We start from the raw sequence: 15,383 nt of genomic DNA on the forward strand, positions 1-15,383 counted from the left end.
ACGCAGATGTTGGTCAACGGTATTTGGCAAGAGAACTGGCAGCCGGTGCAGGCCAAGGATGAACAGGGGCGGTTTATTCGCCAGACCTCCTCATTTCGCAACTGGATAACCCCGGATGGCTCGCCTGGCACTACCGGTGAGGGTGGCTTCAAGGCGGAAGCCGGACGTTATCATCTTTATGTCGCCTACATCTGCCCCTGGGCTTCCCGGGCGCTGATGGTGCGCAAGCTGAAAGGGCTTGAGGGACTGATCGATGTGACAGTGGTAAACCCGGTCATGACCGATCAGGGCTGGCAGTTTGGTGGCTACCCCGGTGCCGATGAAGACAGCCTCAATGGCGCCCGCTATATGCATGAGCTGTATACCCGCGCCGATCCTCAGATCTCCGGACGCGCTACGGTCCCGGTGCTCTGGGACAAGCGCACCGGCAGCATCGTCAACAACGAGTCGGCGGATATCCTGCGTATGCTGAACAGTGCTTTCTCCGGTCTCGTTGATCAGGGGCCTGACCTGTATCCGGCGGATCTGGCCGGGGAGATCGATGCGCTTAACGACTATATTTATGCCAACCTGAATAACGGCGTCTATCAGGCAGGCTTTGCTTCCAGCCAGCAGGCCTACGAGGAAGCCTACGCTAACGTGTTCGGCGTGTTGGATGAGCTGGAATCGCGGCTGTCCGACGGACGGGTTTTCCTGTTCGGTGAGCGCCTGACCGAAACCGATATTCGGCTTTTTGTAACACTGGTGCGCTTTGATGCCGCCTATCATGGTCTGTTCAAATGCAACCGCAATACCCTGAAATCGATGCCCCGACTCCAGGCTTATATGCATCGGGTCCTGGCGCTGGACGGGATTGCCGACACGGTGCGTCTGGACCATATCAAGGCGGGTTACTATTCAGTCAAGGCGCTGAACCCGGGCGGCATAGTACCGGTCGGGCCTCAGGAAATTTAACAGGATAGGGTGTGCGACAGGTTTGGTCGCCGATACAGGAGAAACACTCATGAGCACTGCAACCGATATTCTCTATATCTCCCACGGTGGTGGTCCGATGCCGCTGCTCGGTGATCCGGACCACAAGGAGATGGTCGACCGGCTGGTAGAGATCGCTGGCAAGCTGAAAAAACCGTCTGCCATTCTGGTGATCAGTGCACACTGGGAAGAGTCCGTGGCAACGGTCACCGCCGGCGCCAACCCTGAACTGATTTACGATTACTACGGCTTTCCGCCGGAATCCTACGAGATTCAGTACCCTGCTCCCGGTGAGCCGGCGCTGGCGCAGCAGATCCACGCTGCGCTGAAGGAGGCCGGACTGCCGGTGAAGCTGGATGAGCAGCGCGGTTTCGACCATGGCCTGTTTGTACCGCTGAAGCTGATGTATCCACAGGCGGATATTCCCTGTGTGCAGCTGTCGCTGGTCAACAGCCTGGACCCGGACACGCATCTGAAGATCGGTCAGGCGCTGCAGGCGCTGGACTATGACAATCTGCTGGTGATCGGCTCCGGCTTCTCGTTCCACAACATGCGTGCCTTCTTCGCGCCGGAAACGGAGGAGATCAAGGCGGCCAACCAGGGCTTCGAGGACTGGCTGGAGGAAACCACCGCCAGCGCAGAGCTCAGTGAAGAGCAGCGCTACCAGCGTCTGCTGAGCTGGGAAAAGGCGCCCCACGCACGCTTCTGCCACCCGCGCGAGGAACATCTGCTGCCGATTCATGTCTGTTACGGCATGGCTGGCCGAGCCTGCGATGAGCACATTGCGGCCCGCATACTGCGCAAACAGTCCGGTATTTTCCACTGGACCCTGCCTGCACTCTGAGGGTGGTGGCGATCAGCCAGGGTTAAGGTTCGGCGCTGCAGTATCGGCTGAACCTCAGACTTTGCAGACCCGGGGAGATCAGCATGCAGGGAAATAATCGACTGGCGGCATTACTGCTTGGCGTCGGCATTTTGCTGGGGTTTTCCGCCCTGGGTTATCAGTTGGGCCAGGCTGCGATCAGCTATAAGCAGCTTGATCGTACCGTGGTGGTCAAAGGTCTGTCGGAGCGGGAGTATCCCGCCGATATCGTGATCTGGCCGATCCAGTTTTCGGTGGCCGGTAACCAGCTCCAGCCGCTGTACGACGAGATCGACCGGAATACACGCATGATTCGTGAATTCCTCATGGCACAGGGGATCAGCGAAGCGGCGATCTCCTCGTCGCCGCCCTCACTGATGGATAAGTCAGCCCAGGCCTATGGCAACAGCAGTAACGCCGAATTCCGCTATACCGCACAGCAGAGCGTGACCGTCTACTCGGACCAGATCGACCAGGTCAGGGCGGTGATGAATTCGATCTCTGAGCTGGGCAAGCAGGGCATAGTGTTTACCGGTATGGGCTACGGTGTCACACCGCAGTACCTGTTCACCCGGCTCAACGAGGTGAAGCCGGCGATGATCGAAGAGGCCACCCGCAACGCCCGGGAAGTGGCGGAAAAGTTCGCCGAGGATTCGCAAAGCACGCTGGGCAAGATCCGCAAGGCCTCCCAGGGCCAGTTCAGCATCAGCGCCCGGGACACCAACAATCCACAGATCAAGAAACTCAGGGTCGTCTCCACGGTGGAGTATTATCTGTCGGACTGATCCTTAGTGATTGTCTCTGCCTTTAGCCTAACCATGTTTAATAGTTGTCAGCTATAGCATCCAGAGGGATATGCAATTTCCGGCGCTGGCTGAAACTGATTAATCTGAGGCTGTGAACAGATATGAGGAGAACAGTCATGGATCACATCTTCCGCTACGTATCAGTCGTTTCCGCCCGGGAAACAACCGCGTCTGCCGCGCCCGCCGAAGTTCAGTGCAGCGGCTGCAACTACAGCGATAACTACTACGGCGATCAGGTCTGCCTGGCCAAACCGAGCCGTTGAGTGCATCGCTGCCAGAGCCGTCATCCCCGCTTCAAACGTAAACAGCCCATCACTGATCTGACGGGCTGTTTGTTTTTCCGCGGCGATAGGGTCTCAGTCGTTTCAGTAGTGCTTATTCCACGGTAATCGTTATCTGGTCCGAGACCACGGGCGGATCGTGGGGCTGATGCGCCATATCGCCGAGAATCAGTTGCAGCGTGTGGGTACCCGGTTCCAGGGTCAGTTCGGTTTCGGTCTGGCCGCCACCGAAATGTTTTACCTGGTCGGTCATGGGGGTATCCATCGGAGGCAGCTCGCCATCGACCAGCAGATGATGATGGCCGGTGTTTTCCTTGTCTGTGCCGGCAGGTGCGACGCCCATGCCCTTGAGGCCAAAGATAACCTTGAAGGTGGCCGGCACGGTGGCACCATCGCTGGGCGAGATGATGTAGGCCGCGGCCCCTTCCGGTGACGAGGCTGCAAAAGCGCTGGTGCTCAGGAGGGCGGCGAGTCCTGTTATGGCGAGTAGTTTTTTCATAGTCAAACGTCCATATCCTTGCATGCTGTTGGGTTACATACAGATTGGGTGAGAGTCGCAACTGCACCGATCCGACCCTTGCAAGGTAGTCTGCCCCCTCAGTCCGCGCCAGTATCAGTGCCGCGGTGCCCGCGCCAGCAGCTTGCTGATTCCCTGCTGAACCGAAGCCCGCAGCGCCTGTTCATCGACACCCAGTACCTGGTTGTCGCTCACGACCATCCGCCCGTTGACGAAGCTGTATTTGAGGTTCACCGGCTCAGCGCACATCAGGGGTGTTTCTAGCGCTGAATGCATACCGCTGAAGCGCAAGGAATCGAGACTGTATATCGCCAGGTCGGCAGCACAGCCGGTCGCGATACGCCCGGTGTTCAGTCCCAGCAGCCCGGCGCCATTGCGGCTGCCCCAGTCGATCACCTCTTCTACCCTGGTGGCATCGGCACCCGCCTGGCTGCGGTGAAGAAGCCAGGCCAGGTTCATCTCCTGCATCATCGAGGCGGACTCGCTGGAGGCGGAACCATCCACGCCCAGGGTGATCCGCATACCGGCATCGCGCATCGCCATCACCGGAGCGATGCCACTGCCCAGGCGGCAGTTGGAGGTAGGGCAGTGGGCGATTGCGGTGCCACTGCGCGCCAGTTTTTCGATCGCTGTGGCATCGGCCTTGACCAGGTGCGCGAACCAGACATCCTCACCCAGCAGTTCGCAGCTATCGGCATAGTCCACGGCACTCATGCTGTACTTGGCACGGGCGCTTTCCTCATCGAAGCTCACTTCCAGCAGGTGAGAGTGCAACTTAAGGTCACGTTCCCGGGCCCAGTGGGCGAACGCCAGCAGATGTTCGCGCGGCGAGGTGTGCACCAGGCTGGTGGGGGCTACGACCAGTCGGCGCATGGAGAAGGGGTCCGGGTCGTGGTAGCGGCTGTAGCTCTGCTCTAGGCGAGAAAGCGCCTGCTCCAGCGTCTCCGGCTGGATATTGCGTTCCTGCATCCCCTTGTGGCTACCGGTTGCCGTGGCAGCTCCCCGGCAAAGCACCAGGCGGATACCCAGCTCGTCAGCCGCCTGCCAGAGGGCGTCCTCCACTTCCGCTGAGGTGTTGGCGTGGTAGAGGTAGTGGTGATCGGCACAGGTGGTAGCGCCGGATCGCAGCTGCTCGTATAGGCCGAGCCGGGCGGCATCGTACATCAGCTGCGCATCGATTTCGGGCCAGAAGCGGTAGGGGACGCTGGCCAGCCATTCGCCCAGCGGCTGGTTCAGTCCGGCGGGAATCCCCTTGAGGATCGACTGGGCCAGGTGATGGTGGGTGTTTACGGCGCCGGGATAGATCACGCAGTTACTGGCGTCGATAATCTGTTCATCGGCAGCGGCTAGCAGGCCGGTACCGATCTCACTGATTTTGCCATCGCGCAGGCGCAGGTCGCTGGCTTGGCTCTGATCGGCGCCGGCCGGAAAGTGAATGGCGCTGGCATTACGGATAAGAACGGCGGGTGCCTGTGAGGTTGGCATCTGAAGCTCCTTGTGACGTCGGAATACAAAGAGCAATGTCCTGGCCCTGGGGGCGCAAACCGCTTCTACTCTTGAAACTCTAGGGTTCGATAAGGTTATCCCTGCGGGGATCTCTCCTGTGCAGCAAAGAGTGTTCCAAACCCTGGCGTTAGCGATAGTCTCTGTGATTCATTCGTTTCACTCATATGGTTTGTGAATAGTTGTGGTGCAAATGTATTTTTTGTGCCCATAAATTGGGCGGGTCTCGCGGCAAAGGATTCTATGTTTGCGCCCTGTGTATCCCACAGACCCCATGCTTCCTGTACTTTGGCTTTGCTGGCCCACCATTTGCTTTGTTCAGCGGGCACACCGCAATTGCCAGTTGCTAACAGGCAGGTGTGCAGGTGCATTGAGTAGAAGCTGTGATGTGGTGGCGCCAGTCGTTGCTGCAAGGACATTGCTCACTGCCCGTCGGCGGCCCCGTGGTGGAGCGTCGAAAGGGAAGTGACAGGTCCGTTTTAACAGTACCTGTGTACCCAGTCCCTCTCGCCCTTTCCGCTTCGTCCAACCCCGGTGCTGTCGCTGTTGCCACTGCCTGCCTTCTGGTTTGGCGGTCACTCATGTCACAAGTGCGTTGGAGCGAAGATCATGAAAAACACTATGCGTATGCCGAAAGCGCTGGGAAAAACACTGCTGAGAGGGACTCTCGCGGCCGGTCTACTGGGCCTGACTCTGCATGCCCAGGCGGCGGACAAGGTCCGCTTTCAGCTCGACTGGTTACCCGGAGGCGACAAGGCGCCGATCTATGTCGGGTTGAGCAAGGGGATCTTTGAAGAGGCGGGTCTGGATGTCAGCGTGGCCAGCGGTCGCGGTTCTACCGATGCGATTACCAAGATCGCCTCGGGCAACGCCGATGTGGGGCTCAGTGACCTGGTGTCATTGCTGATGGCGCGGGCCGAGAATGATGTGCCGGTATCGGGCGTGTACTCGGTATTCAGCCAGGCGCCGCACGCCTTTTTCGTGCCGGCGGATTCGGGGATTGACTCCGTAGCCGATGTGGCCGGCAAGCGTCTGGCGACCTCGCCGTTCAGCTCATCCAACCTGTTTCTGCCGCTGCTGCTGGACCTCAACGACGTAGAGGAGGATTCGGTCAAGGTGCTCAAGGCTGATCCGGGGGCGCTGAACCCCATGTTGCTGGCGGGCAACACGGATGTGGTGATTTCATGGATTACCGACTCGGTGCTTTACCAGACTCAGGCGCAGCAGGCCGGTGTGCAGTTGAAAGAGCTGCCCTGGTATGACGCCGGTCTGGAGTTTTACTCCACCTCGGTGATCGCCTCTGACCGCTTCCTGGAAGAGCGGCCAGAGGTGGCGCGCCGCTTTGTGGCGGCCTATGCCAAGGCGATCGAATACACCTGGGAGAATCCGCAGGAGAGTGGCCAGATCGTCCATGAGATGGTGCCGGAGGTGGATGCGGAAACCGCCACCAACACCATCCTTTCTATCCGTCCGCTGGTCTATAACAGCGTCAGCGAGCGCGATGGCATGGGCGCCTTTTCGCCTGAGCGCCTGGCTACCAGCTGGAAGTGGGTGTCCAGGGCGCAGGAGCATGACGCTTCAGGCTTTGACCCGGAAACTGCGGTGACCCGCGACTTCATGCCGGTGAACTGATCCTCAGCACGGCCGAATAAACAGCCTGGCGTTAACGCGTCGGGCTGTTTCTGTTTGGGAGAGGCCGTAATCGATGAATTAAATGTGATCAGCGCTGAGAAGGGGTGGATGATCAGATTTATCGATCAATTAGTCTAGGTTTTTGAGCTGTTTCCGGACCGCCTCCGCCAGTAAAGTGGTGACATTGAAACTTCTCCAGAATCGAGGTGAATTTAATGTCAGAAGCTCTTGGCCAGCAGGCGCTCGATCAGCTTTTCTTCAACGCGCACAGCTATAACAGTTTTGCCGACAAGGCGATCAGTGAAGAGACCATCGCCGAACTCTACGACCTGCTGAAGTGGGGGCCGACCTCCATGAACACCCAGCCGGGTCGTTACCTGTTTATCCAGAGCCAGGAAGCCAAGGAACGTCTGCTGCCGGCGATGATCGCCAGTAATGCAGAAAAGACCCGCAGCGCGCCGCTGACCGTCATCATCGCCAGCGACAGCGAGTTCTACGAGCACCTGCCGACCCAGTTTACCGCCTACGATGCCGCGCCTCTGTTCCGCGACAACACTGGCCTGGCGCAGGAAACTGCTTTCCGTAACGGTTCCATGCAGGGCGCTTACCTGATCACCGCCGCCAGGGCGCTGGGACTCGATTGCGGCCCGATGAGCGGCTTTGATGCGGACAAGGTCAACGCCGAATTCTTCCCTGAAGGTCGCTGGAAGGTGAATTTTATCGTCAACCTGGGTTATGGCGCCGAAGGCGGTCACCATCCCCGTGGTCAGCGCCTCGCGTTTGACCAGGTCGCCGCCATACTCTGATTTCTGCCACTGCAGTGCGGGCCTGGCCCGCGTAAACCCGTCAGCCAAACCCTCCAATAATCAAAAGGCCGATGAATCTGAGTGCCAGGTTCATCGGCCTTTTCTGTTTCCGACGGCCGGTGCTTTCCCAGGTGGCGCTGGTACAATGGCGCCAATTCAGGCTTTCTCGACAGGATGATCACTGTTGGGTAAAGGTAGTGGTTAATGCCAGGCAGCTGGCCTGAGCGTCGGCGGCTAAAATCGCCATAAAATACTGATCTGTTTCACTCTGAAGACAGTCTTCTCTTCAGTCCAGGGCGGGATTATGGGAGAGTGTAAAACAGTTATGATGCAGCGGAAGTAAACCTGACAGATGAGCAAACTCAACGTACTGGTGATCGACGACGCGAAGTTTATTCGCGAACGGGTGACCGCTATGGTTCGCCAAGCTTTTCCCGAGTCTTCCGTCGATGCTTGCGAGAACGGCAAGGATGCGACCCGTGCGATGCAGCAGACCCAATACGACATATTGTTGTGTGACTGGGAAATGCCGGAGATGAGCGGCCTAGAAGTGCTGCAGTGGACCCGGTCCCAGGAAAACTACAAAACCACCCCCTTTTTGATGGTGACCAGCAGGGGGGAGCGGGAATACGTGCTCAAGGCAATCCAGGCCGGGGTTAACGATTATCTTGGCAAGCCCTTTACCAGCGAGCAGTTGGTACAGAAGATCGTCAAGGCGCTGGCCAAGGGCGGTGCCTTGAGCCCTGAGCAACAGGCGCGCGCGGCTAAAATGCTGCAAGAGGACAAGGCGCGTAAGGATGGTGGGGCTCCGGCCGGAAAATCGATGCCAAAGCCCAAGGGCCTGGCCCAGCTGCGTTGCTCGGATCAGACATTCCGCTGTGCTATCAAGGAGCTGACGCTGCGTGAAGTGCGTGTGGTGATCAAGAACGAGGGACGTTTCCCGGTACTGCTCGATCAGGTGGTGGTCGATATTGAACAACTCTCGGGAGACTCGGTCGCACGTATCAACGGCTTTGTGCTGTCGATGCAGGCGGTTGAACCGAGTCTGAATACGCCCTACGTGGATGTAAGGGTGCAGTTTGTGGATGACGATACGGATAAGATGGCGCACCTGTCGAAATATATCGCCAGCGTGCGCTGATTAAGGAGAGAGTGGATGACAGGGCGCACCCTGCTGAAATCATGTATCACCCTGGCGGTTGCAGGCGGTCTGCTGGCTGGATGTGCCACCCAGAAGGCGGAGCCGGAGCTGGAACCCAAACCCCAGCCGACGCCGGAAAACTCCGTGACGCCAAGACCGCTGACGCTGGGGCAGACCCAGGGCTTTGGCCAGGAGCAGGAGCTGGCACTGGCATTGCTGTCGCACTACCTGGGCGCGCCGCTGTACCGAGTGACCAACCCGCTGAAGATCAGCCGCGATTACCGGGTCACCGGAGCCCTCAAGTCGCCCAACGGCAACCAGGCGCTGATCCTGTTCAGGCATCTGGATGACCCCAATCGCTGGTCGATGATTACCTTGTCTGTCACTCCGGGTGCAGTTATGAACGCCTTCGACGTGGTCCGTCGGGGCCAGCCCGGCTACGCCCTGGTGTTGAAAAACGCCCGGATCTGCCTTGTAGAGGGAGCGGACAATCCGCCGGTCTGGGGTGGTAATGGCTGGGCGTTTTCGAAAACAGGTCCCGGACGCTTTGAGTGCAGCGGCCAGACCAAGGGCTCACTCTACCAGCCCTACAGCGGAATGCCGGGCATGATGGGAGTCTATGCCGAGTCCGGTGATACGGTGCTTTACGGAGAACGCTGGCCGTTGCTGCGTGATATTGCCACCGGTATGGCGGCGATTTTTCCTCATCTGCGGGTGCCGCATATCCCCTGACGCGGCAGTGCACCGCCTTTAAACTGGACAGAGTTAATGCTTAGCTACCAGCACGGCTTTCACGCCGGCAACTTCGCCGACCTGCACAAACACCTGGTTCAGGTTGGCGTACTTTCAGCTCTCAACCGTAAAGCCAAGCCCTGGAGTTATCTGGAGACCCACAGTGGGCGTGCCCTGTACGACCTGGCGGATGACCAGTCGCAGAAAACCGGTGAATACCGCGAGGGTATTGCCCGGCTCTGGCAGACCGGCAGCAGCGATCCTCTGCTTCAGGCGTACCTGGATCAGGTGCGCGGCGTGAACACTGGCGATGAACTGAGCCGCTATCCCGGTTCGCCCAGTATCAGCGCGGCAATGGCGCGGCAGAATGACCGGATCTCCCTGATGGAGCTGCACCCGGCAGAGGTTGAAGCGCTGCGCGCTGTTTTCAGGCGTGATGAGCGCGTAGCCGTGCATCATCGTGATGGCTACGAAGGTGTGTCGGCGCTGCTGCCGCCGGATCCCCGTCGCGGTCTGGTGCTGATCGATCCTTCCTACGAGGTCAAGGACGAGTACGAGCAGGTGGTGCGTTTCCTGACCAGGGCGCAACGTCTCTGGCCGGTGGGCATCTTCGCGATCTGGTATCCGCTGCTGGCGGCGAACCGCTGGCAGGGGCTGCTAAAGGGGGTTGTCGATGCGGTGGAGGGCGCGGTGCTGCGCAGCGAACTGCGAGTCGCCCACGAAGACTGCGGCAAAATGTACGGTTCCGGCATGCTGGTGGTGAACCCGCCCTGGCAGCTGGATAAGTCGCTCGAGACGGCGATGCCGGCACTGGCGGCGGCGCTGGGGCTGGCAGCAGATGCAGTATCGCTGCAGTGGCTGAGAGAGCCGGTCTAGATCTGACAGGCCCCTCAATCTTCCTTAAGAGCGCTCAGTAGAGCGCTTTTTCGTCTTTGACCACGTCCTCAAGGACTTCAAGAAACAGGCGGTCAGCGTCACTGTGCTCGATCGGGATGTTGACATTGGTGGTGCCTGAAAGCTCTTCGGCGATCAGTTGAGCCGCATCCTTTTTGTCGATGTGCTTGCGGGCGATCTCCTTGGCCTTGTTACAGATTTCCGGCTCGTCCAAGACCTTGCGGATGAACCTCAGCAGTTCGTTGATAACACGCTCTTTGTTCTTGATATCGGATACGCTCATCGGGCTGACTCCCTAACCTTCATCTTTCTTCACTATAACCTGACTCCTCGGAACTGCACAGGGGCGTAAAAGGGTGCAGAAAACAGAGTTGTTCGGTTGATCAAAAAACGACAGGGTGACAAAATACCGGGCTATTTTTCTGTCGGTGGGGCCAGGAAATCCCGATCCCATAGACTCTTTGTGGCTATTTAAGCAGTACCCGGCTTAGAGCTCAGAACAGAAACAGGTCCATATGGGCGATCCCCGTACTGACCGGCTCCGAATCCACCGTCCATTCCGATGGGCATCCGAGGCTGAATTTGCGCGGTTTGCGTTCGCAGGCGTCACTATCGCTGCGCTCGCGGGTGTTTTCAGACGCACTTTAATTGAACTGTTTGCCACCGGCACACTGGGTTGTCGGTGCTGAGTAGAGGGTAATACAAGTGGAACAACTTTCAGGCGCAGAAATGGTAGTTCGCGCGCTCCGCGACGAGGGCGTGAAACATATCTATGGGTATCCCGGCGGCGCGCTTCTGCATGTGTACGATGCGCTTTTCCAGCAGGAGGATGTCCAGCACGTTCTTGTGCGCCATGAGCAGGCTGCGACTCACATGGCCGATGCTTATGCGCGTGCGACCGGCAAGGCCGGCGTCGCGCTGGTAACCTCGGGCCCTGGTGCGACCAATGCTGTAACCGGTATCGCTACCGCATTCACCGATTCCATCCCGATGGTCGTTATCACCGGCCAGGTCATGAGCCACCTGATCGGCGAAGACGCCTTCCAGGAAACCGACATGCTCGGTATCTCCCGTCCGGTCGTGAAACACAACTTCAGTGTCCGTCATCCGGAAGAGATCCCGGGGATCATCAAGAAGGCGTTTTATATCGCCGAGTCCGGTCGTCCCGGCCCGGTTGTTGTGGATATCCCCAAGGATATGACCACACCGACCGATCGCTATCCGTACGAGTATCCGAAGTCGGTCAAGCTGCGCTCCTACAACCCGATCAGCCGCGGCCACAGCGGCCAGATCCGCAAGGCTGTAGACATGCTGCTGCAGGCGCGTCGCCCGGTGATCTACTCCGGTGGCGGCGTTATCCTCGGTGGTGCCAGCGAGGAGCTGACCGCACTGGCGAAGATGCTGAACTTCCCGGTGACCAACACGCTGATGGGGCTGGGCGGCTATCCCGGTACCGATCGTCAGTTCGTCGGCATGCTGGGGATGCACGGCAGCTACGAAGCCAACATGGCGATGCATCACGCGGACCTGATTCTGGCGATCGGCGCGCGTTTCGATGACCGTGTCACCAACGCTGTGGACAAGTTCTGTCCGACCGCGCGCATCGTCCATATCGATATCGATCCGGCCTCCATCTCCAAGACCGTGCGTGCCGACGTGCCGATCGTGGGCCCGTCCAAGATCGTTCTGGAAGAGATGATCGCCCAGATCAAGGACAGCAAGAAGCAGCCGGATGCGCAAGCGCTGGATACCTGGTGGAAGCAGATCGACGAGTGGCGTGGCCGTCATGGCGGTCGCTATGAAACTGCCGACTCCGAGCTGATGAAGCCGCAGCAGGTTATCGAGATGCTGAGCAAGGTCACCGGTGGCGACGCTTATGTCTGCTCCGATGTGGGTCAGCACCAGATGTTCGCGGCCCAGTACTACAAGTTCAACAAGCCCAACCGCTGGATCAACTCCGGTGGCCTCGGCACCATGGGCTTCGGCCTGCCGGCGGCCATGGGCGTGAAGATGAACTTCCCCGATGCGGACGTTGCCTGCGTTACCGGTGAAGGCAGTATCCAGATGAACATTCAGGAGCTGTCCACCTGCAAGCAGTACGATCTGCCGGTCAAGGTTCTCTGCCTCAACAACCAGTCCCTCGGGATGGTGCGTCAGTGGCAGGATATGAACTATGAATCACGTCACTCTCAGTCCTACATGAAGTCTCTGCCGGACTTCATCAAGCTGGCTGAAGCCTATGGTCACGTCGGTATGAAGGTCGACAAGTATGCCGACCTGGAAGGTGCGATGCGCGAAGCGTTCTCGCTGAAAGACCGACTGGTGTTCATGGATATCGCGGTCGACCCGTTCGAGCACGTTTATCCGATGCAGGTGCCGCGCGGTGCCATGCGTGACATGTGGCTGACCAAGACGGAGAGGACCTGATCATGCGCCATATCATTTCAGTTCTGTTGGAGAACGAGCCGGGCGCGCTGTCGCGAGTTGTCGGGCTGTTCGCCCAGCGCAACTACAACATCGAGTCGCTGACCGTGGCGCCCACCGAAGACTCCACGCTGTCACGCCTGACCGTCACCACCACCGGTGACGATCGCGTGGTTGAGCAGATCACCAAGCAGCTGAACAAGCTGATCGACGTGGTCAAGGTGGTGGATCTGTCGGAAGGTGATCACATCGAGCGCGAGCTGATGATGATCAAGCTGAAGGCCAACGGCCAGATGCGTGCGGAGATCAAGCGTACCTGCGATATCTTCCGTGGCCAGATCATCGACGTCACGCCGAACACCTACACCGTGCAGCTGGTTGGCGCGTCCGACAAACTGGACGCGTTTATCGCCTCGCTGGGCAACATGGCCAGCATCATGGAGGTGGTACGCTCAGGTGTATCCGGCATCGCTCGTGGCGAGAAGGTGTTGAGCCTTTAACGCCGACCTTTAGTCAGCTTCGGCACTAAACATGAACCGCCTGTCGCATATCGGTCGTAAGACCGGTAAGCGGCAGGCGGTTTTTTGTTGCCGTTTCCTCACCACTGTTTCATCAGGTCCATCGCTTCCTGGCCGAACTCATCGGCGCGTTAGGGTCTATTCTGTTCTCAATCTTGAGAGTTTGAGCAGGGTAATAGCGGCGATCTTGTCTAAAGGAGAGAAAAGATGTGCGATATAACCGGTTGTGGACAAAAACAGTCTGATAAGCCTCTACCGCGGGCAAGTCTGGAGCAGCGGCGCGCGTTTCTGAAAGGGATGGCTGCCTTGCCTCTGGCGGTGGTGCTCGCAGATGCTCAGCTGGTCCAGGCAGCGGCGGATAAGCTTGAGAAGGTTTCTCTGGCACTGCCGGGTGGTCAGACTGCCCAGGCCTACCTTGCTCTACCCGAGGGGGTGGAAAAAGCACCCACAGTGGTGCTGATCCATGAATGGTGGGGGCTTAACGACGAGATAAAAACTTTCGCCTCGGAGCTTGCCCAGAAGGGCTTTATTGCCCTCGCCGTTGACCTCTACAACGGTGGCTACGGCAATACCCGCGAAGAGGCGATGGCGCTGCGCAAGGCGCTCGATCCCGAGGTTGCTACACAGACGCTGGTAGGCTGGATCGACTGGCTCAAGCAGCATCCCAACAGCACCGGCAAGGTCGGTACCCTGGGCTGGTGCTTCGGTGGTGGCTGGTCACTTAACGCATCCCTGGCAACTTCGGTAGATGCCACCGTGATCTACTACGGCAATGTGGCCAAGTCAGCGCAGGAGCTGGCCGCTTTGAAAGGTCCTGTGCTTGGGCATTTCGGTACCCTGGACAAGAATATTAACGAAGAGATGGTCGACGGCTTCGAGAAGGCGATGGCCGAGGCCGGAAAGACCGATCTGGAGGTGCACTGGTACGTGGCCGATCACGCTTTTGCCAATCCGACCGGCTCCCGTTATGACGATGAGGATGCAGCGCTGGCCTGGAGCCGTACCCTCAGTTTTCTGCATAAAACACTGAGTTGAGTCGCGGAGCTGTCCCCGGGAGGGAACCAGAGGCGGCCTTTGGCTGTCTCTTGACTACCCTCATCGATATACGCGGAGTCCGACGGTGTTTATTCGGGTGGCCGTAGCCATTCTTGCATGCCTGCTAACCATCTGGGCGATTCAGGCGTTTGCCAAGCCCGCCCCCTGGTATCTCTGGGAGAGCCGGGTTGATGGGCATCGCCTGTGTCATCAGTATGATCCCGGCGACGGCTGGTCCCGTGTGGGAGGCCCGTTCAAGGATGCCCATTGTCGTATCGCCACTTTGCCGCCCAGGGCTGGCTGATAGACACTGCGCCCGGACGTCAAAGTACCGCCTTGCCAACATACCCTCGCGTGAAGAGCGTTTAATCGCCGGTAGATGCTGCCCTGCGTATAGATGCAGGAAGGATCCAGCTTAAATTGGCAGTCATTGTGCCCAGTCAATGGATAGGCGGCTGCTGACCTTTGTAAGCCCCGGGGTGCGTGAGAAAATAGCGCCCTTTCAATCGATATGACGCTGTCATATCAGTGCTTATAAAGGGTGCAGTGATGAGTCAGATGGATTTTGCCAACCTGTGTCGGCATGGTAAGCAGTATTCGGGTTTTGATGCTGATGATGAGCAGTTGCTTGTCGCAGAAGGGGCGAAGCTTCTGCCTTATCTTTCGCAAGTCACAGAACAGTTCTACGCCGAACTGCAGCAGATTCCTGCGGCGCGCCCCTTTCTGGAAGGGCGTTTAAATGCCCTCAAGGCGACTCACAAGGCCTGGCTCGACAGCGTCTTTACCGGTCCCTATAACAGTGACTTTGCCGCCTACATGCATCATGTCGGTGATGTTCACGTCAAGGTTCGGCTGCCGGTGGAGTTTATGACCAGCGGCACGCTGCTGATTCAGAAACACCTGATCCCGGTTCTGGCGGATCTCTACGCCGGTGACCCGGTGATGATGGGGCGGATGATGAAAGCGGTCAGCGCCGTGACCGGCTTCTGCCTGATTATCATGCAGGAGTCCTACCAGACATCGTTGCTGGCCCGGGAGCTCGAGAAGTTCATGGCGATTACCGGTATCAGTCGTGCACTGTTCAACAATCTCGCCTCCGCCTATAAAGATACTCCAGCCATCGCCTGATGTCCGGCTACCGCCCGGCGCTGTTTGGCGCCGGATAGGTACCTGCTCCAACGGGCATTAGCACTTTCCCGGCGGCCCGTTTCCAAATTCTTTCATTTGACTCCTTTGCGTATCTGCGCAATTTTTGTGCAG

General features: G+C 58.4%; 17 protein-coding genes. 14 read left to right on the top strand and 3 right to left on the bottom strand.

Features of this window, described 5'->3' with window-relative positions:
• The first annotated feature begins 6 nt into the window (after window positions 1–6).
• The 4 genes from ACQUQP_RS04175 to ACQUQP_RS04190 all read left to right on the top strand — a co-directional run bounded on the left by ACQUQP_RS04175 (window position 7) and on the right by ACQUQP_RS04190 (window position 2,903).
• Complete coding sequence (locus ACQUQP_RS04175) at window positions 7–954, top strand: glutathione S-transferase family protein (RefSeq protein ID WP_432697555.1); 948 nt, start codon at window positions 7–9, stop codon at window positions 952–954.
• A 49-nt stretch (window positions 955–1,003) separates the two neighbouring features.
• Window positions 1,004–1,816: a DODA-type extradiol aromatic ring-opening family dioxygenase gene (locus tag ACQUQP_RS04180; protein ID WP_432697556.1), complete on the top strand. Its 813-nt coding sequence runs from the start codon at window positions 1,004–1,006 to the stop codon at window positions 1,814–1,816.
• An 83-nt stretch (window positions 1,817–1,899) separates the two neighbouring features.
• A complete protein-coding gene (locus ACQUQP_RS04185; protein ID WP_432697557.1) occupies window positions 1,900–2,619 on the top strand; it encodes an SIMPL domain-containing protein in 720 nt (239 codons plus the stop codon).
• Between the two features lie 137 nt (window positions 2,620–2,756).
• Window positions 2,757–2,903: a hypothetical protein gene (locus tag ACQUQP_RS04190; RefSeq protein ID WP_432697558.1), complete on the top strand. Its 147-nt coding sequence runs from the start codon at window positions 2,757–2,759 to the stop codon at window positions 2,901–2,903.
• A 112-nt stretch (window positions 2,904–3,015) separates the two neighbouring features.
• On the opposite strand, the gene ACQUQP_RS04195 is transcribed toward ACQUQP_RS04190, so the two are convergent.
• Window positions 3,016–3,420 carry a DUF4399 domain-containing protein gene (locus ACQUQP_RS04195; protein WP_432697559.1) on the bottom strand — a complete coding sequence of 135 codons (405 nt, stop codon included), beginning with the start codon at window positions 3,418–3,420 and terminating at the stop codon, window positions 3,016–3,018.
• Between the two features lie 114 nt (window positions 3,421–3,534).
• Window positions 3,535–4,923 carry an amidohydrolase family protein gene (locus tag ACQUQP_RS04200; protein ID WP_432697560.1) on the bottom strand — a complete coding sequence of 463 codons (1,389 nt, stop codon included), beginning with the start codon at window positions 4,921–4,923 and terminating at the stop codon, window positions 3,535–3,537.
• 627 nt (window positions 4,924–5,550) lie between these two features.
• On the opposite strand from ACQUQP_RS04200, the gene ACQUQP_RS04205 reads away from it, so the two are divergent.
• The 5 genes from ACQUQP_RS04205 to ACQUQP_RS04225 all read left to right on the top strand — a co-directional run bounded on the left by ACQUQP_RS04205 (window position 5,551) and on the right by ACQUQP_RS04225 (window position 10,128).
• On the top strand, window positions 5,551–6,573 hold the full coding sequence (locus tag ACQUQP_RS04205) for an ABC transporter substrate-binding protein (protein WP_432697561.1): 1,023 nt from the start codon (window positions 5,551–5,553) through the stop codon (window positions 6,571–6,573).
• A 215-nt stretch (window positions 6,574–6,788) separates the two neighbouring features.
• Window positions 6,789–7,379 (top strand): malonic semialdehyde reductase, encoded by a 591-nt coding sequence (locus ACQUQP_RS04210; protein WP_432697562.1) that lies wholly within the window; start codon window positions 6,789–6,791, stop codon window positions 7,377–7,379.
• Window positions 7,380–7,731: 352 nt separating this feature from the next.
• Window positions 7,732–8,520 (top strand): response regulator, encoded by a 789-nt coding sequence (locus ACQUQP_RS04215; RefSeq protein ID WP_432697563.1) that lies wholly within the window; start codon window positions 7,732–7,734, stop codon window positions 8,518–8,520.
• A 15-nt stretch (window positions 8,521–8,535) separates the two neighbouring features.
• On the top strand, window positions 8,536–9,252 hold the full coding sequence (locus tag ACQUQP_RS04220) for a hypothetical protein (protein ID WP_432697564.1): 717 nt from the start codon (window positions 8,536–8,538) through the stop codon (window positions 9,250–9,252).
• Window positions 9,253–9,288: 36 nt separating this feature from the next.
• The gene (locus ACQUQP_RS04225; RefSeq protein ID WP_432697565.1) at window positions 9,289–10,128 is read left to right on the top strand and encodes a 23S rRNA (adenine(2030)-N(6))-methyltransferase RlmJ; all 840 of its coding nucleotides are present in this window, start codon (window positions 9,289–9,291) and stop codon (window positions 10,126–10,128) included.
• A gap of 34 nt (window positions 10,129–10,162) precedes the next feature.
• Here ACQUQP_RS04225 and ACQUQP_RS04230 read toward each other — a convergent pair whose 3' ends face one another.
• The gene (locus ACQUQP_RS04230) at window positions 10,163–10,429 is read right to left on the bottom strand and encodes a hypothetical protein (protein WP_432697566.1); all 267 of its coding nucleotides are present in this window, start codon (window positions 10,427–10,429) and stop codon (window positions 10,163–10,165) included.
• Between the two features lie 422 nt (window positions 10,430–10,851).
• Here ACQUQP_RS04230 and ACQUQP_RS04235 point away from each other — a divergent pair, with 422 nt between their 5' ends.
• From ACQUQP_RS04235 to ACQUQP_RS04255, 5 genes are all read left to right on the top strand, one after another.
• Window positions 10,852–12,573: an acetolactate synthase 3 large subunit gene (locus ACQUQP_RS04235; RefSeq protein ID WP_432697567.1), complete on the top strand. Its 1,722-nt coding sequence runs from the start codon at window positions 10,852–10,854 to the stop codon at window positions 12,571–12,573.
• Between the two features lie 2 nt (window positions 12,574–12,575).
• Entirely contained in the window at window positions 12,576–13,070 is a 495-nt protein-coding gene (ilvN, locus tag ACQUQP_RS04240; protein WP_432697568.1) for an acetolactate synthase small subunit, read from the top strand.
• A 225-nt stretch (window positions 13,071–13,295) separates the two neighbouring features.
• Complete coding sequence (locus ACQUQP_RS04245) at window positions 13,296–14,123, top strand: dienelactone hydrolase family protein (protein WP_432697569.1); 828 nt, start codon at window positions 13,296–13,298, stop codon at window positions 14,121–14,123.
• An 85-nt stretch (window positions 14,124–14,208) separates the two neighbouring features.
• Window positions 14,209–14,427: a hypothetical protein gene (locus tag ACQUQP_RS04250; protein WP_432697570.1), complete on the top strand. Its 219-nt coding sequence runs from the start codon at window positions 14,209–14,211 to the stop codon at window positions 14,425–14,427.
• Window positions 14,428–14,672: 245 nt separating this feature from the next.
• Window positions 14,673–15,251 (top strand): protoglobin domain-containing protein, encoded by a 579-nt coding sequence (locus ACQUQP_RS04255; protein ID WP_432697571.1) that lies wholly within the window; start codon window positions 14,673–14,675, stop codon window positions 15,249–15,251.
• Window positions 15,252–15,383 lie beyond the last annotated feature (132 nt).

The organism is Marinobacterium sp. YM272 (genome assembly GCF_050908845.1).
In the GTDB taxonomy this organism is placed as follows: domain Bacteria; phylum Pseudomonadota; class Gammaproteobacteria; order Pseudomonadales; family Balneatricaceae; genus Marinobacterium_D.

Coding starts and splice junctions, on each gene's coding strand:
- ACQUQP_RS04175 (WP_432697555.1), top strand. CDS start 7: ATGTTGGTCAACGGTATTTGGCAAGAGAACTGGCAGCCGGTGCAGGCC.
- ACQUQP_RS04180 (WP_432697556.1), top strand. CDS start 1,004: ATGAGCACTGCAACCGATATTCTCTATATCTCCCACGGTGGTGGTCCG.
- ACQUQP_RS04185 (WP_432697557.1), top strand. CDS start 1,900: ATGCAGGGAAATAATCGACTGGCGGCATTACTGCTTGGCGTCGGCATT.
- ACQUQP_RS04190 (WP_432697558.1), top strand. CDS start 2,757: ATGGATCACATCTTCCGCTACGTATCAGTCGTTTCCGCCCGGGAAACA.
- ACQUQP_RS04195 (WP_432697559.1), bottom strand. CDS start 3,420: ATGAAAAAACTACTCGCCATAACAGGACTCGCCGCCCTCCTGAGCACC.
- ACQUQP_RS04200 (WP_432697560.1), bottom strand. CDS start 4,923: ATGCCAACCTCACAGGCACCCGCCGTTCTTATCCGTAATGCCAGCGCC.
- ACQUQP_RS04205 (WP_432697561.1), top strand. CDS start 5,551: ATGAAAAACACTATGCGTATGCCGAAAGCGCTGGGAAAAACACTGCTG.
- ACQUQP_RS04210 (WP_432697562.1), top strand. CDS start 6,789: ATGTCAGAAGCTCTTGGCCAGCAGGCGCTCGATCAGCTTTTCTTCAAC.
- ACQUQP_RS04215 (WP_432697563.1), top strand. CDS start 7,732: ATGAGCAAACTCAACGTACTGGTGATCGACGACGCGAAGTTTATTCGC.
- ACQUQP_RS04220 (WP_432697564.1), top strand. CDS start 8,536: ATGACAGGGCGCACCCTGCTGAAATCATGTATCACCCTGGCGGTTGCA.
- ACQUQP_RS04225 (WP_432697565.1), top strand. CDS start 9,289: ATGCTTAGCTACCAGCACGGCTTTCACGCCGGCAACTTCGCCGACCTG.
- ACQUQP_RS04230 (WP_432697566.1), bottom strand. CDS start 10,429: ATGAGCGTATCCGATATCAAGAACAAAGAGCGTGTTATCAACGAACTG.
- ilvN (WP_432697568.1), top strand. CDS start 12,576: ATGCGCCATATCATTTCAGTTCTGTTGGAGAACGAGCCGGGCGCGCTG.
- ACQUQP_RS04245 (WP_432697569.1), top strand. CDS start 13,296: ATGTGCGATATAACCGGTTGTGGACAAAAACAGTCTGATAAGCCTCTA.
- ACQUQP_RS04255 (WP_432697571.1), top strand. CDS start 14,673: ATGAGTCAGATGGATTTTGCCAACCTGTGTCGGCATGGTAAGCAGTAT.